Source organism: Pseudomonas sp. Ant30-3 (assembly GCF_000690905.1).
Lineage (GTDB): Bacteria > Pseudomonadota > Gammaproteobacteria > Pseudomonadales > Pseudomonadaceae > Aquipseudomonas.
In genome coordinates, this window is the sequence record NZ_JMCL01000060.1 from 1 (window position 1) to 15,686 (window position 15,686).

A 15,686-nucleotide genomic window follows, 5' to 3' on the forward strand; every position below is an offset into this window, starting at 1 on the left:
GCGGCGTTTCGTTCAGCGGCGTGTCGGTTTTGGTCGCCGACAACGAGCGCGTGGCGACGTAACCGTCCACCGGGCCGGTCGGGCTTTCGCTTTGGTAACCGCCGTTGATGTTGGTGGCTTGCAATTCCAGAGTGCCTTCGGCGGCCTCGGCCATCGGCTCGATGCGATAGCGCGTGGACGACAGCGCGATGGCGCTGAGACCGCTCCCCCGCAGCAGTTGCGCGAGAGCGTCAGGCGTGGCGAATTGACCGCTCAACCCTGCGCTGGTTTTGCCGCGGGTCAGCGCGGGATCAAAGGCTAATGCCAGCCCCGATTGTTCGGCCAGGCTGTTGAGCGCCCGACTCAGATCCCCCGCCGGAATCGAGAAACTGCGCACCGCGCTGGCGGGTGCGTCCACCGATGGCGATTCAGCGGCAGACAGCGGCATTGCGACGAAAGCCATCGCCACCGACAGCGCCAGTGGATGCAACGGACGAGCAAAGCGTGACATGGGAGATCCTGCGAAATGGAAGACATTACTAACCATGACGTGCATGTCGGGAAAACAGACAACGAATGGTAGCGATTCGCATTAGATTTATTTTTGATGGCTTGGACTTACCTTGATTGGACCTGTGCGGACTGAAACCTGTGGGAGCAGAGCTTCTCGCGATAGCGGCCAGCGAAAGATTCTCCCTATCACTTCCTAACACTGCCCCTATTAGCTGACTCCCGGAGTCGGGTCTAACCTTATCCCGGCGCTGGCATCATAAGCTGGCCGGTGTAGTGCTGATGAGGAGACAGGTCCGAAGCCAGACCATGGCCGCCCGTGGGGCAACTCGATTGCGTTTGTGAATACGTTGCGTGTTCATCGAATCAGTTACTCGAATTGCCGGGCTACAGCTTGTGTCGTCGACTTCGCTTGTTGCTATTCAAACGCCCATCTCGGGCCGTGTAGTCGAATGAATACGACCAAAAAGGTAGCTCGCACATGGCAAACGAATCGAAATGCCCGTTCAACCACGCCGCTGGCGGTGGCACGACGAACCGCGACTGGTGGCCTGACCAACTGAATCTGAAGATCCTGCATCAACACTCGTCCCTGTCAGATCCCATGGACGAAACTTTCAACTATGCCGAAGCATTCAAGACCCTCGATTTCGAAGCGCTCAAGCAAGACCTGCGCGCACTCATGACCGATTCGCAAGAGTGGTGGCCGGCGGACTTTGGCCACTACGGCCCCCTCTTCGTGCGGATGGCCTGGCACAGCGCCGGCACCTATCGCACCGGCGATGGTCGTGGTGGCGCCGGTTACGGCCAGCAGCGTTTTGCGCCACTCAACAGTTGGCCGGACAACGTCAGCCTCGACAAGGCCCGCCGCTTGCTGTGGCCGATCAAGCAAAAATACGGCCCTAAAATTTCCTGGGCTGACCTGATCGTCCTCACCGGCAACGTCGCGCTGGAGTCGATGGGCTTCAAGACGTTCGGTTTTTCCGGTGGTCGTCCGGACGTCTGGGAACCGGACGAATCGGTTTACTGGGGCTCGGAAAACAAGTGGCTGGGCGGCGACACCCGTTATGGCAAAACCGATGAGCCGATGCAGGAACCCGGCGAAGGCCCATTGGTAGCAGAGCCTGGCGAGAATGAGGAGAGCCGCACCGACAAGGGTCGCAACCTGGAAAACCCGCTCGCGGCCGTGCAGATGGGCTTGATTTACGTCAACCCGGAAGGCCCGGAAGGCAACCCCGACCCGCTCGCCTCGGCGAAAGATATTCGCGAAACGTTCGGCCGTATGGCGATGAATGACGCAGAAACCGTCGCGCTGATTGCCGGCGGCCACGCCTTCGGCAAGACCCACGGTGCCGGGCCTGCCGATAACGTCGGCGCAGAACCGGAAGCTGCCGGCCTCGAACAGCAGGGGCTGGGCTGGAAAAACAGCTTCGGCACCGGCAAAGGCCCGGACACGATCACCAGCGGCCTGGAAGTCACCTGGACCACCACGCCAACCCAGTGGAGCAACAATTATCTGGAAAACCTCTTCGGTTTCGAGTGGGAACCGAACCTGAGCCCGGCCGGTGCCAATCAGTGGATCGCCAAGGACGGTGCCGGGGCCGGCACTATTCCGGATGCCCACGACCCAAACAAGCGCCGTAACCCGACGATGCTGACCTCCGACCTGGCATTGCGCTTCGACCCGATCTACGAACCGATTGCGCGGCGTTATCTGGAGAATCCGCAGGAGCTGGACGATGCCTTCGCGCGCGCCTGGTACAAACTGCTGCACCGCGACATGGGCCCCCTCTCGCGCTACCTCGGCCCGGAAATGCCAAGCGAAGAACTGCTCTGGCAAGACCCGATTCCCGACGTCGACCACGCCTTGGTCAACGACAGCGATGTGGCCGCGCTCAAGAGCCAACTGCTGCAATCCGGCCTGTCGGTCTCGCAACTGGTGTCCACGGCCTGGGCGGCAGCCTCGACATTCCGCGGTTCGGACAAACGCGGCGGCGCCAACGGCGGACGCTTGCGCCTTGCACCGCAGAAATTCTGGCAATCCAATCAACCCGAGCAACTGGCTAAAGTCCTCGATACCCTCGAGCGAATTCAGAGCGAATTCAACGGCGCACAAGGTGGCGGGAAGAAAATCTCGATGGCTGACCTGATCGTGCTGGCCGGTAGCGCCGGCGTAGAGCAAGCCGCGAAGAACGCCGGTCACAGCGTCACGGTGGCGTTCACCCCAGGAAGAATGGACGCTTCGCAGGAGCAAACCGATGTCGAGTCCTTCGGGTTTCTCGAACCGATCGCCGACGGCTTTCGCAACTACACCAAATCGCACTACAGCATACCGGCCGAACACTTGTTGATCGACAAGGCGCAACTGCTGAACCTCACAGCTCCAGAAATGACGGCGCTGATTGGCGGTATGCGCGCGTTGAATACCAACGTCGGCGGAACTCGTCACGGTGGGTTCACGGCGCAGTCGGAAGCGTTGACCAATGACTTCTTCAAGAACCTGCTGGACATGAGCGTCGAATGGAAACCGACTTCGCCAGACAACACCGAATTTGAAGGGAGGGATCGCAAGACCGGTGAAGCGAAGTGGACGGCGACGCGGGTCGATCTGGTGTTTGGCTCGAATGCGCAGTTGCGCGCATTGGCCGAGGTGTACGCCAGCGCGGATTCGCAAGAGAAATTCGTTAAAGACTTTGTCGCTGCGTGGACCAAAGTGATGAACCTGGATCGGTTCGACCTGCAATAACCGCTGTCGTTGAAACTGCAACGCCTCCCGTGTGGAGGCGTTGTGCTTTGTGCCGTGCGTTAAACGGGGGAAATTGTGGCCAGTGCGCCAATCAAAATGGTCAACACCAGAAACCCGCCGAGGAAAATCGACATCTTGGCCATCGCTGCCTCCTGCCACTGAAAGAGCTGCCAGTGTGAGCTGATGTGCGCCCGCATAACAGATGCAGGAGAGGCTGAAAAATACGGATCAGGCGGTATATATAGGCCTACATCATTTTCAGTCTTGCCCGGTTGGACCGATTTTTGGGACCGGCGTCGACGCAGGGTCAGGTGCATTCAGAAATTCGTTCCAACCTTCGCAGGCATTGTGATGCCGCAACGTCGCCTCCTCCCACGCCGGCCCCGACACACATCGGGATGAGACCAGCACCATCATCCCCATCGTTGCGGCGTCCATCTCGATGAGCAGCTCGTGAGATTTTATCCTGAAGTCTTCGATTGAAATCACTGAAATGTCCCCCAGCGGAATACACCGCCATAAAGAGCAGGTGCTCCTTGAACTGTGGAGTTGTGGGGGGTGGGGAAAATTCAGGTGGGGTGACGGCCGGTTGGTGGTTGGTTTTGTTGCAGATTTTCGTTCTGGCGATTTTTGTGTGCGAAAGATGTCTTTCGCGGGCACCGTTCGCACTTCAGGTCTCCGCAGTCCTGTAGGAGCGTGGCTTGCCCGCGATTGAGCGCGAAGCGGCCAAGGGTTTCAAGCCTTACCAAGTATTCCGATCTTCCAAGCTAGCTTTAAGCAGATCTTCTCTCCAGACCTCTAGCGCCAAGGTATAAACATGCTGAAGAAAATCACGAGGGTTCTCCAACTCGTACCACTCGCCGCGAGGCCAACTTGCAGCCTCGTCTTCGTCAATATTAAACAAATATTGAAAATCATAGCTATTGTCATTTAATTTGTTTGCTAGATACTCCACCAGAACCAGCTTATGCCGGCAGTTCAGATATCCTAATTTCAAACTATAATTTTGATCAGTTCAGCTCTATCACTCTTACAATTAGGATCATATGACTCAAGCGCTGCACCCAACTTTTCTCCACGGTCACAGACATCAAAAACACCGATAAACCACATGAGATCCGGCTAAAACCCTTCACTTATAAATGGGTCTTTCAACATCACTTCACCCCCCCCAAAAAAACGCTTAAAAGGATCTGGCCTATTACTTCCCATCAAACCATCTTAAACTCAGATCCTCGTTAAACTTAAACGAAAAATCGACCTGTAGACTCTGGTTGATCCCTGCCCCGTTAATCAGCAAATCATAACCAACGCGATGGTATGATGCGGAGCAAGCTAAACCGTCCTAGGACAAACAATGGCACAAAGGATTGAAGCGGACTTCAGCCAATCTACCCTACTACTTACCAGCTAGCTTTCAAATGATTTCACATCGCTCTCAGCTTGATAACGTCGCAGGCAGTCAAGGAGCACCGACATAAATTTTCTTTGATCTTTGACATCATCATCAAAGTAAGTATCCATTTTAGAAAATACGCTATCGAAATTATCACCCAATTCTAAAAAATGAACCAATGTGGCGATTAGCAACTGGCGCTCATTCTCGGTGTAAATGAAAAACTCCGCTCTCAGCAAAATATCAAACAATTCTGCCAGCTCGCCATCATCATTCACATTCTTAGAAACTATAACCTCCTCCCTATGCATGTCACGTGTATTCTCTATATCGAAAACAAATAGCAAGCTTCGTATATCCCAAATCTCGTAAGACCTGTTCATTAGTCAAAATCCGTATAAGCTGTTTTAGGACGCCCCATATCATCTAATATAACAACGGCTCTGGTCTGTTCTCCATACTGCAGGCCGTCTCTTTTGAACCCTTCACCTATTTTTCTGCCCATCTCAATCGGCCTTCGGGAAGTATTCAAATCGGTGCGTCTGAAGATCAACTGAGCGCGCTTAATCGCATTAAGTTGATCTCGATGACTTAAGAAATGTGTGGCGGCTGATGGGATCATGGGCTCACCTCTCCTTCTGCCTCTTTCGTACCTTTCTATTTCTCCTGTGCCGGGATTCCTGCCGGATTGCATTCGCTCAAGCTGAGACTGCAGCGTGGTCTGAGCACCATGCTTTTCTAGAAAATGAGCGCCCGGCGTAGCCTTCTCCAACTCATCTAAACGTCGGTAGGCATTAGCCTCCGCCAATTCATCTATCCTAGCCCGCCGCTGCTCACCGATCAGCTTCGGAAGCTTCGCCTCAGCCTCATCAACCCTAGCGCCAGCCGTATCATCCGGTGCGCCGCACCCGGACTTATGCGGTGGCGGGCAGTTCCCGCTTAACCCTAACGGATCAACCCAACCCGTTGGATTCAGCGCATACCGGTACTGATTCAACCCGCCCGCTAAATTCACCGGGTCCGGCGTCAGGTAGCGGCCGACATTCGGATCATAGTACCGATGCCGGTTGTAGTGGAGGCCGCTCTCAGTGTCGAAGTATTGACCCTGGAAGCGCAGTGGCTGATCGAGCTGCTCGCCGCCGCCATGTACGACTTCGGTCAGTTTGCCGTAAGCGTTGTACTGCGCTGACCAGACGATTTCTCCGCTGTAGTCCGTGAGTTCTTGCGGCGTGCCGAGGTGGTCGAGTTGGTAGTAAAAAGGGCAGGCCTGCTTCGGGCCTTTGCCGTCGAGCATGGCCAGCGGCCGAAAGGTGCCCGGTTCGTAAACGTAGCTGCGGTAATGCTCGCGGCCGCTTTCCGCGACAAGATTGTCGCCTTGCCAGAAAAACTGTGTGGTGTGCCCGTCGACGGCTTTGCTGATGCGCCGGCCGAAGGCGTCGTAGCGGTAACTTGCGCTGCGACCATCGGGAGTGGTGACGCCGATCAGGCGGTGCTGGCTGTCGTAGCGGTATTCGATGACCAGTTTTTGCGCGGTGCCGCGGCGTTCGCGGATCAGGTTGCCGAAGGCGTCGTAGTCGTAATGGCGATCTCCCTGCATCAGCAGGCGGTTGCCTTTGACGGTGGTCGGGCCGGGGCGGTCCTGCATCAGCAGGTTGCCAGCGGGGTCGTGGGCGAAGCTTTCGGGCTGTTGATCGCGGCTGTGACGGACGCGGATCAGGCGATTGAGCGGGTCGTATTGGTAGTCACGCTGGCCGTGGCGGGTGTCGGCAATGTGCTCGAGATTGCCGTTGTCGCTGTAGGCATAATCGCGGCGATACAGCGATCGCTGGTTTTGGCTGACAGCGTGAGCCTGCAAACGGCCCTGATCGTCGTAGGCGTATTCGCTGAGCAGCAAGCCTTGCTGGCGATTCTTTTCTCGACCGGCGACGAACGTGTGTGAACTCAGGCGCGCGCCGTTGAGATCAATGCCCGTGAGCGCACCACCATTCGCACGCTGATAATCCAGTTTGCTGCCATCCGGCAGGCGCATCCGCTTGAGCTGGCCGCAGGCGTCGTAGCCATAGCGCAGCGTGCCCCAACCTTGATGTTCGGTGATCAACCGGTCCTGAAGGTCGTACTCAAATTCCAGCGGGTGGTCGTGGCCGTCATCGACGCCGGTGAGTCGCCCAAGTGAATCGTAGCGATAGGTAACCTTGATCCCATCGGGCAAGGTTTTAACCAGCAGACGCCCGGCCGCGTCTCTCTCATACGCGGTGACCAAAACCGAACCGTCATCACCAAACTCGGTTTTTTCCAGCAACTGCCCATTAAGGTCGTACGCATACGCAGTGCGCCGCCCATCAAAACCGATTTCCTGTCGGATCAATCCGCCAGGTGTGTAGTCCAGCTGATATTTTTCCCCGGATTCGTTTTCAATCTCCGTCAGCAGCAGCTGCGCGTTGTCGTAGCGATACTTAAGCTGGGTGCCATCAGGATTGATGCGCCGGCTGACCAGGTGCAGATCATCGGCATATTCATAGCGGGTAAAGCGCCCGAGTTCGTCGCGCTCGCCGGTGATCTGGCCATAGGCGTTGTAGCCATAAGCGCGACTGGCGCCGCTAGGCAATGTCGTCTCCAGCAGTCGGCCAACGGCGTCCCATTGGTAGCGGGTGACGGCACCGTGTTCGTCTTGCCGGGTTGTCTGGCGCCCCAGCAGATCGTAGGAAAACCGCCGCACGCCGCCATCCGGCAGGGTTTCTTCGACCAGTTGCCCCAGATCGTTCCACACCAACAGATGCCCGCTGGTGTCCGGGTAACGAATGGTGTGCAGCTGCCCTTTGTCGTTGTAGTAATAGCGGGTGACCTGACCGTCCGGGTCGGTCGTTTCGGTGACATCGCCCTGAGCATTGCGCTCATATGTCCACACCGCTTTGCCGCGATAGCGTGCGTGCAGGAAACCATTGCGGTACTCGTAGGACGTTGGCTCGTCGTCCGGCGGAATCAGGGCTTCCAGACGTCCGACGTCGTCGTAGCGGTATTCCGTGATGGCGCCGAGCGCATCTTGCTCGGCGATTAGCTGACCCTGATCGTCATACGCCTTGAGCTGCTCACCGCCATCCAGCCCGACCCGGCGCACCAGCCGCGCCCGATCATCGTGCTGATAAACCTCCTCGCTGCCGTCGGTGTTCTGCACAACCACACTGCCGGCGTCATCCCAGACATAACGCGCTTCCATCTGCGCAAAAGACGCCCAATGCCGGACACATCGCGCCGCCTTGCCGGACTTTTCCCACTCCCAGAAGAAGCTTGCCCCACCGGCCAGTTGCCGCTGCAGGATGACGTGCTGATCGTCGTAGTCGTAACGCTCGCTCTCGCCGAGCGCGTTGGTCGCTTCGATCAGCCGATGACAAGCGTCGTAGCGGAAGGAAATCAGCGTCTGCTCGGTCTGCCAGGCTTCATCGAGACTTGCCGCCGGCACGAACACCTGATAGTCGACCGCGATCAAATGGCTGCGCTCATAACGCAACAACAGCGCCCGGCCTGCGCCGTTATCCAAACGTTGAATACGGTCCTGACGATCGCGCGAAACACGCAAGCGGTTGCCGTACGCGTCGCTGATCGCAGTCAATCGACCGTTGTGAAAGTGATAAAACCGCGGAACGTCGCCGGCCTGCGCGAGGATCAGCTCGTCGCTTGAATCGCCGAGATAAATCGCCGCTCGCGACAAACTGTTATGAATCGCCGGCCGTTCAGCGCTGGGCAACGGAAACGTCGTACGGCGGTTTTCATGGTCGATCCAGATGACCGACTCACCGGCGATCTCCAGCCGATGCGACAGCGAATGACTCCAGCCAAACCCCAACCCGCAATCGATCTCGACGGCACTGGTGCGGTAGAGCCGGGTGAAGTCGAACGGCAACACACCGTCCAAGCTCCCATCAACCAGCGTCAGCAACTCCTCGCCGGTGACCATCGAAACCGGACACTTGTTGGTCGTGGTTTTATCAGCAGACTCGGCACTGTCCCCGTTAGGATTTTTCGCCTGATCGGGCGCGTTATCTCGATGTTCGTCCTGCTTGATCGTGGTATTGCGCTTTGCATTCCAGCGCAGTTGCATGCGCCCCTTTTTAATCCCCGCGGCAACGCCTCGCGCCGCGACCGCCTTGTAACGATCCACGTACGTCATGAAGTTATTGATGATCGTGAAGATCGCTTTAACGAACCCCACAACAGCGCTGAGAATGCGCGCACCATAGTGGGCAAGTCGTCGGCTCAAATAAGCGATGCCTGCCGCTGCACCGGCGAAAGTCAGCACAATCCCGACCAAGATATCGATCAGCAACTGCACCACAACCATTGAAACCGCTTCCGCCGTTTTACCGGCGATCTCGCCGGGCGGCAGCATGTCCAGCCAGAGACTGGCAGTGCGCAACAGCAGACATAACGCCGCTTCATCACTGGCCAGCAGCTGGACTTTTTCCATCGTTGCCGGAAATTGTTGCGCCAATTCGGCCAGCTGATTAGCGCCCTCGCCCAGCCGCTCGGCATGCTTGCGGGGATCCTGAAGAATGTCCGAGAGCAAACTGAGGCTGTCCCAGACACCGGTAATCGCCGCCCAACTTCCCGCCAGTAGTCCGTTGCCCACGGCGGCTGAAGTCGATTGCGACCAGCGCGGTTTGAACGCGTCCCACTCGGTGCGCAGCCAGCCGTTCAACTTTTGGGTCAGGCCGTCGTAGGAAGTGAAAAGCTCATCAACCTGCTCGGGGGTTACTTCGCTCTGGACATGGACCCGGTAGAACTTCCCGGGCACTCCTCTGAACTCGCCCTTGCCGTGTTCATTCAGCGTAACGACCTTCTTCTCGCCGCCATCCTCGGCAATGACATCGACCTGGATATTGCCCAGGGGAATGTCATAAACCGATTCGAACTTGCTCTCGATCTGCAGGATCCCGCTGTCGGGACACTGCGCAACAGTGGAGATAAAGTCGTCATCACCCGTGCTAACCGACGTGGTCGTATTGCCGAGCGTTATTCTCCGCTCCATGCCCATCAACGAAGGCATGTCCATAAAGCGGCTGACCTTGTCGGCACTGCGGCTCACAGCACTTTGCAGTTGCTGGCGATACACACTCAACGTGTCGTTGAATTGACCGAGTTCCTCTTCGATACGGGCGATGTGCTCCATCACCGCACCGATGGGTATGAAGAGAACAGAGAAACGGTAACCGGCATGAGCAATCCCTCGCGCAGAAAATAGCGGACGGGACTTTGCGGGAGATCGAATAGATAAAAAGTCAGGAAAATTTCAGATGGTTGTAGGGCGAATCCTTAAATTGCGGGGATAAAAAAACCCACCGACCGTTTCCGGTTCAGTGGGCTTCAGTGACGCCTCTGGTTTACAGAGCCATATCACTCGCAGCATTAGCCTTTGGAGCCTGCGGCGCTTCAGTCGGTGCAGCGGCCGGAGCCACCGCCTGACCGATGGCTGGTGGCGGAGTCAGTTCCACCACCCTGGCGGTATGGACCTACGTGACTGCGCATTGCCGGGTTTGAACTTTCACCCTGAACGCTTGGCGAAACCGGCGTTCGCGGAGGTCCGTCCAGTGAGGTCGAAATCTCCGCTGACTTTCACAATCTTGTCGTGGAGTTTTGCCTCAAAATTAAAAGATCCACGGTTATTCTCAGCAGTGCCCTGAGAATACGTTACGGAGAGCGATCCTGATTTTGAAGTGAATTTTTTTGCCAGGTGCTGTGCATCGTATACAACAACATAGGCAGCCGCGGTGGTTTCGCTGTCAAGTTTATCAGAAAACTCAAATTGTGCTTCACTCACAGGTTCCAATTTCGTAGGGAAATTGATAATAACAACTGTGCGTTCAGCTTTTGAAAGCTGCTCCGCTTGAATAGACCACGCAAATTTATTTTGTGAGTAGTTTATAGGGTATGAGAGCAGCCTATTTTCGTCTCCGTTAAATTCGAGTCTATTTATAGTTGCTTTGAAATGTCCTGCAACGGAGTCAACTTTTATTTCTTTTCCAGTAGTCATGTCAACTTGCTCCAGAATGATATTTCCGCTTCATGCGTGCTACCAGACGAATTCTATGACCGTTTCATATGGCCGCCTACTGTCACAAATAACAGGCTCCAACAATAAAAGTGCTATACCAACATCCACACCAGATCATCGGAATCCTGCAATCGAAAACGCCAGCCCACAAAAAAGCCCGCTGACCGTCACCGGTTCAGCGGGCCTTCAAATGGCTTCGAGTTACAGAGCCATATCACTCGCAGCATTGGCTTTCGGAGCCTGCGGCGCTTCAGCCGGTGCAGCGGCCGGAGCCACCGCCTGACCGATGGCCGGTGGCGGAGTCAGTTCCAGCACCTTGGCGGTGTAGGCCCACTCTTGCGCCACTTTTTCAGGATTGCCGTTCAGTTGAGTGCCGTAGCTCGGCACGAGCTGATGCAGCTTTTCCTGCCAGGCAGGCGATGCAACCTTGTCCTTGAAGACTTTCTGCAGCACGGTCAGCATGATCGGCGCAGCGGTCGAAGCACCTGGCGAAGCGCCCAGCAGACCGGCAATCGAACCGTCAGCCGAAGCAACGATTTCAGTGCCCAGCTTCAACACGCCACCGGCTGCTTCATCACGTTTAATGATCTGCACACGCTGGCCGGCCTGCCACAGACGCCAGTCTTCAGCTTTGGCGTTCGGGAAGTACTCTTTCAACGCGTTGAGGCGGTCTTCGTCGGACAGCATCAGTTGGCCAGCAAGGTACTCGACCAGCGGGTATTCCTTGATGCCGACGCGGGTCATTGGCCACACGTTATGCGTGGTGGTGGTGGTCAGCAGGTCGAGGTACGAGCCTTCCTTCAGGAACTTGGTGCTGAAGGTCGCGAACGGGCCAAACAGAATGACGCGCTTACCGTCCAGAACACGGGTGTCCAGGTGTGGAACCGACATCGGTGGTGCGCCGACCGAAGCTTTACCGTAAGCCTTGGCCAGGTGTTGCTGGGCGATAGTCGGGTTTTCGGTCACCAGGAATGAGCCGCCAACCGGGAAGCCTGCATATTCCTTGGCTTCAGGAATGCCGGACTTCTGCAGCAGATGCAATGCACCGCCGCCTGCGCCGATGAAGACGAACTTGGCGTCGGTTTCGGACTTGCTGCCGTCTTTCAGATTTTTGTAGCTGACGCGCCAGGTACCATCGTCGTTCTTGGTGATGTCCTGCACTTCGCTGGACAGTTTCAAGTCGAACTTCGGTGTGGTTTGCAGGTGCGCGACGAACTGGCGAGTGATTTCACCGAAGTTGACGTCCGTGCCGATCGGCGACCAGGTGGCCGCGATTTTCTGGTTCGGGTCACGCCCTTCCATCATCAGCGGAACCCACTTCTTGATCACAGCCGGGTCTTCGGAGTACTGCATGCCGGCGAACAGCGGGCTCGCCTGCAGGGCTTCGTAGCGCTTTTTCAGGAACTTGATGTTGTCATCGCCCCACACGAAGCTCATGTGCGGTGTGGAGTTGATGAACGAACGCGGATTTTTCAGCACGCCCTGTTGAACCTGCCAGGCCCAGAACTGACGGGAGATCTGAAACGCTTCGTTGATTTCAACAGCTTTCGGGATCTGTACGTTGCCCTTGTCGTCTTCCGGGGTGTAGTTCAACTCAGCCAAAGCGGAGTGACCGGTACCCGCGTTGTTCCAGCCGTTGGAGCTTTCCTGGGCGACGCCGTCAAGGCGCTCGATCATTTCCATCGAAGTGCCGGGTTCCAGCTCATTGAGCCAGACACCCAGTGTGGCGCTCATGATGCCGCCGCCGATCAGCAGGACATCAACTTTCTTTGCCTCTTCCGCCTGAACGGAAGTGATCCCCATCGACAAAGCCAGCCCCAGCAGGGCCGTGTTCATTTTTTTAAACATCTGTTGCACCTATGATAAAACGCCATCCGCCCTGCCGTTCTCATGACGAAGCCCTTGTTTCACGGCATCAGGCAGGATGTCGTGGGCGGCGTACAAGAATCGGAGGGTGGGCACACAAGGCCGACGTGTTAATCGACCTCAGTTTATATGTCCCTGCTGAACTGACTTTTTATCGTTTTTGGCCTCAGCTACTTGAGCGACAGTGATTCTGTTGGCGCGTCTCGAAGACACGCAAACTGAATAGGTCAAACCAAGTTGTTGCGAAGAATATCACGACCAGGCAAACCCGCGCGTCTGTTCCCGACTTGATGGTCGAGGTTTGCATAACGATCGCTTCTATACTGAGCTTTGATTTCCGCGAAATAACCGTGAGGAAAAGTCATGAGCGACAACGACCATTTGCGCAAGTATTCCTCTCAAGTCGTCGACGGAATCGAACGTGCGCCCGGGCGCGCCATGCTGCGGGCCGTGGGCTTCACCGACGAGGACTTCAAGAAGCCGCAGATCGGCATCGCCTCGACCTGGGCGATGGTGACGCCGTGCAACATGCACATCGACAAGCTCGCCCTGGAGGCGGAAAAAGGCGCAAATGCCGCCGGCGCCAAAGGCGTGATCTTCAATACCATCACCATTTCCGACGGCATCGCCAACGGCACCGAAGGCATGAAATATTCGCTGGTGTCGCGCGAGGTGATCGCTGACTCGATCGAAGTGGTCGCCGGGTGTGAAGGTTTCGACGGCCTGGTCACCGTGGGCGGTTGCGACAAGAACATGCCGGGCTGCCTGATCGGCATGGCGCGGCTCAACCGCCCTTCGATCTTCGTCTACGGCGGGACGATCCGCCCGGGCGCCGGCCACACCGACATCATTTCGGTGTTCGAAGCGGTGGGCCAGCAGGCGCGCGGTGACATCAACGAAATCCAGGTCAAGCAGATCGAAGAAGTGGCGATTCCCGGCCCCGGTTCGTGCGGTGGCATGTACACCGCCAACACCATGGCATCGGCCATCGAAGCGTTGGGCATGAGCCTGCCCGGGTCGAGTTCGCAGGATGCCGTGGGCAGCGACAAGGCCTCGGACAGTTTTCGCGCCGGCCAGCAGGTGATGGAGCTGCTGAAGCTGGACCTCAAGCCGCGGGACATCATGACCCGCGAGGCTTTTGAGAATGCCATCCGCGTGGTCATCGCCCTCGCCGGCTCGACCAACGCTGTGCTGCATCTGCTGGCCATGTCGCACGCCGTGGATGTCGAGCTGACGCTGGATGATTTCGTCGAGCTGGGCAAGGTCTCGCCGGTGGTTGCCGACCTGCGTCCCAGCGGCAAATACATGATGAGCGAACTGGTGGCTATTGGCGGCATTCAACCGCTGATGAAACGCATGCTCGACGCCGGCATGCTGCACGGCGACGTGCTGACGGTGACCGGCAAGACCCTGGCGGAAAACCTCGCCGACGTGGCCGATTACCCTGCGGGGCAGGACGTGATTTTGCCGTTTGATCGGCCGGTCAAAAAGGATTCACATCTGGTCGTGCTGCGCGGCAACCTGGCGCCCAGCGGAGCGGTGGCGAAAATCACCGGAAAGGAAGGCTTGCGCTTCGACGGCACCGCCCGGGTTTATCACGGTGAAGAAGGCGCATTGGCCGGCATTCTGAATGGCGAGGTCCAGGCCGGCGATGTGATCGTGATCCGTTACGAAGGCCCAAAGGGTGGCCCAGGCATGCGCGAAATGCTCTCGCCAACGTCGGCGGTGATGGGCAAAGGGTTGGGCAAGGACGTGGCGCTGATCACCGACGGACGATTTTCCGGTGGCTCGCATGGTTTCGTGGTCGGGCATATCACGCCGGAGGCCTTCGAAGGCGGGCCTATTGCCCTGATTGAAGACGGCGACAGGATCACCATCGATGCTGAAACGCGGCAGATCACGGTGCAGGTGTCCGATGCCGAACTGGCGGAACGCAAAACCCGCTGGGTGCGGCCGGAATCGCAATACAAGCGCGGGGTGTTGGCCAAGTATGCGAAGACGGTGTCCAGTGCGTCCGAAGGGGCTGTTACTGATAAATATTTGTAGAAAATAGTGCGCAGGACGGACGCCATCGCGAGCAAGCTCGGCTCCCACAGGTGACTGCGTTGCAGCCAGCAGACACGATCAGTCCGTCCACTTCACACGCTTCTGGTAACAAATACACTTCAACCCGTTTAAAACTTCTGAAAGCCCGGTCGACTCTCACCTCTACACGGGCGATACCTCATCGCCCGGCTGAATTCATCCACAGTTAATGCCGTCAGGCTCTCAACTTGTCCTTTCAGATCAGGAGTAACCCATGAATCGTTCCCTATGGATTGGCCTCATCGGTTTTCTCGCGGCGGGCACTGCTCACGCAGCGTCGCAGGAAGTATCGATAAACCTTGTCAGCGCCGACGGCGCGCCGCAAGCGATCGGCACCATCAATGTCAGCGAGACACCCTACGGTCTGCTGTTCACCCCCAACCTCAAGTCCCTGCCGGCCGGCGTCCATGGTTTCCACGTGCACGAAAACGGCAGCTGCGAAGCGGGCATGAAGGATGGCGTCAAAGGTGCAGCGCTGGCGGCGGGTGGGCATTTTGATCCGCAGAAAACCGGCAAGCATCTGGGCCCTTACGCCGATGGTCACTTGGGCGATTTGCCGGCGGTGTACGTGACCGCTGACGGCATCGCCAATTACCCAGTACTGGCGCCGCGCCTGAAAAAACTCTCCGAGATTAAAGGACACGCGCTGATGATCCACGCCGGCGGCGACAACCACGCGGACATGCCAAAGCCCCTGGGCGGTGGCGGCGACCGAGTGGCGTGCGGGGTGATCTGATCGGCTCGACGCAGCGTTTAATCCTCAGCAGATAAACGCTGCGCAGCACTGTTCAACAGTTCGCGCAACATCAGCGCATTACCCAAGGCAAAGCCACCGGCGGTGTTATCGAAAATACACCAAGTGGCGATGCCGGCGTGCGCGCTGATGTGTGCCTGCCGGGCCAGCGCTCGCAATCGCTCCAGGTCATAGTCGCTGTAATAAATACGCGGTGAGCCATGCCAGCGCCAATAGTGAATGCCTGGCCAGCCACCCGGAACCTCCCCGCCACTCATAAATGACGGATCGGCAGCCACCCGCCCGACCCGATGCTCAATCAGCA

The 15,686-nt window shown here is 57.1% G+C and carries 10 protein-coding genes; 3 read left to right on the forward strand and 7 right to left on the reverse strand.

Going from position 1 to position 15,686, the window contains the following annotated elements; translation table 11 throughout:
- The coding region (locus DU29_RS01000000130025) for an STN domain-containing protein (RefSeq protein ID WP_033050582.1) at positions 1-490 on the reverse strand (490 nt) is incomplete at its 3' end.
- A gap of 480 nt (positions 491-970) precedes the next feature.
- On the opposite strand from DU29_RS01000000130025, the gene katG reads away from it, so the two are divergent.
- Positions 971-3,235 carry a catalase/peroxidase HPI gene (gene katG / locus DU29_RS0116200; RefSeq protein ID WP_028622609.1) on the forward strand — a complete coding sequence of 755 codons (2,265 nt, stop codon included), beginning with the start codon at positions 971-973 and terminating at the stop codon, positions 3,233-3,235.
- Between the two features lie 59 nt (positions 3,236-3,294).
- Here katG and DU29_RS1000000132935 read toward each other — a convergent pair whose 3' ends face one another.
- The 5 genes from DU29_RS1000000132935 to mqo all read right to left on the reverse strand — a co-directional run bounded on the left by DU29_RS1000000132935 (position 3,295) and on the right by mqo (position 12,525).
- Positions 3,295-3,552 carry a hypothetical protein gene (locus DU29_RS1000000132935; protein ID WP_152635550.1) on the reverse strand — a complete coding sequence of 86 codons (258 nt, stop codon included), beginning with the start codon at positions 3,550-3,552 and terminating at the stop codon, positions 3,295-3,297.
- Between the two features lie 1,093 nt (positions 3,553-4,645).
- On the reverse strand, positions 4,646-5,014 hold the full coding sequence (locus DU29_RS0116215; RefSeq protein ID WP_028622610.1) for a hypothetical protein: 369 nt from the start codon (positions 5,012-5,014) through the stop codon (positions 4,646-4,648).
- Positions 5,014-9,795: an RHS repeat-associated core domain-containing protein gene (locus DU29_RS0116220; protein WP_028622611.1), complete on the reverse strand. Its 4,782-nt coding sequence runs from the start codon at positions 9,793-9,795 to the stop codon at positions 5,014-5,016. Before DU29_RS0116220 ends, DU29_RS0116215 begins: the two co-directional genes overlap by 1 nt.
- A 372-nt stretch (positions 9,796-10,167) precedes the next feature.
- Entirely contained in the window at positions 10,168-10,656 is a 489-nt protein-coding gene (locus DU29_RS0116225; RefSeq protein WP_028622612.1) for a hypothetical protein, read from the reverse strand.
- A gap of 222 nt (positions 10,657-10,878) precedes the next feature.
- Positions 10,879-12,525 carry a malate dehydrogenase (quinone) gene (gene mqo, locus DU29_RS0116230; protein WP_028622613.1) on the reverse strand — a complete coding sequence of 549 codons (1,647 nt, stop codon included), beginning with the start codon at positions 12,523-12,525 and terminating at the stop codon, positions 10,879-10,881.
- Positions 12,526-12,906: 381 nt separating this feature from the next.
- On the opposite strand from mqo, the gene ilvD reads away from it, so the two are divergent.
- Both ilvD and sodC read left to right on the forward strand, forming a co-directional pair.
- The gene (gene ilvD, locus DU29_RS0116235; RefSeq protein WP_028622614.1) at positions 12,907-14,589 is read left to right on the forward strand and encodes a dihydroxy-acid dehydratase; all 1,683 of its coding nucleotides are present in this window, start codon (positions 12,907-12,909) and stop codon (positions 14,587-14,589) included.
- 253 nt (positions 14,590-14,842) lie between these two features.
- A complete protein-coding gene (gene sodC, locus DU29_RS0116240) occupies positions 14,843-15,364 on the forward strand; it encodes a superoxide dismutase family protein (RefSeq protein ID WP_028622615.1) in 522 nt (173 codons plus the stop codon).
- A gap of 17 nt (positions 15,365-15,381) precedes the next feature.
- Here sodC and DU29_RS01000000130030 read toward each other — a convergent pair.
- Positions 15,382-15,686, reverse strand: a 305-nt coding sequence (locus DU29_RS01000000130030; RefSeq protein ID WP_033050585.1) for a DUF72 domain-containing protein, incomplete at its 5' end; no start/stop codon positions are given.

Coding starts and splice junctions, on each gene's coding strand:
- ilvD (WP_028622614.1), top strand. CDS start 12,907: ATGAGCGACAACGACCATTTGCGCAAGTATTCCTCTCAAGTCGTCGAC.
- DU29_RS0116215 (WP_028622610.1), bottom strand. CDS start 5,014: ATGAACAGGTCTTACGAGATTTGGGATATACGAAGCTTGCTATTTGTT.
- mqo (WP_028622613.1), bottom strand. CDS start 12,525: ATGTTTAAAAAAATGAACACGGCCCTGCTGGGGCTGGCTTTGTCGATG.
- DU29_RS0116225 (WP_028622612.1), bottom strand. CDS start 10,656: ATGACTACTGGAAAAGAAATAAAAGTTGACTCCGTTGCAGGACATTTC.
- sodC (WP_028622615.1), top strand. CDS start 14,843: ATGAATCGTTCCCTATGGATTGGCCTCATCGGTTTTCTCGCGGCGGGC.
- katG (WP_028622609.1), top strand. CDS start 971: ATGGCAAACGAATCGAAATGCCCGTTCAACCACGCCGCTGGCGGTGGC.
- DU29_RS0116220 (WP_028622611.1), bottom strand. CDS start 9,795: ATGGAGCACATCGCCCGTATCGAAGAGGAACTCGGTCAATTCAACGAC.
- DU29_RS1000000132935 (WP_152635550.1), bottom strand. CDS start 3,552: ATGCACCTGACCCTGCGTCGACGCCGGTCCCAAAAATCGGTCCAACCG.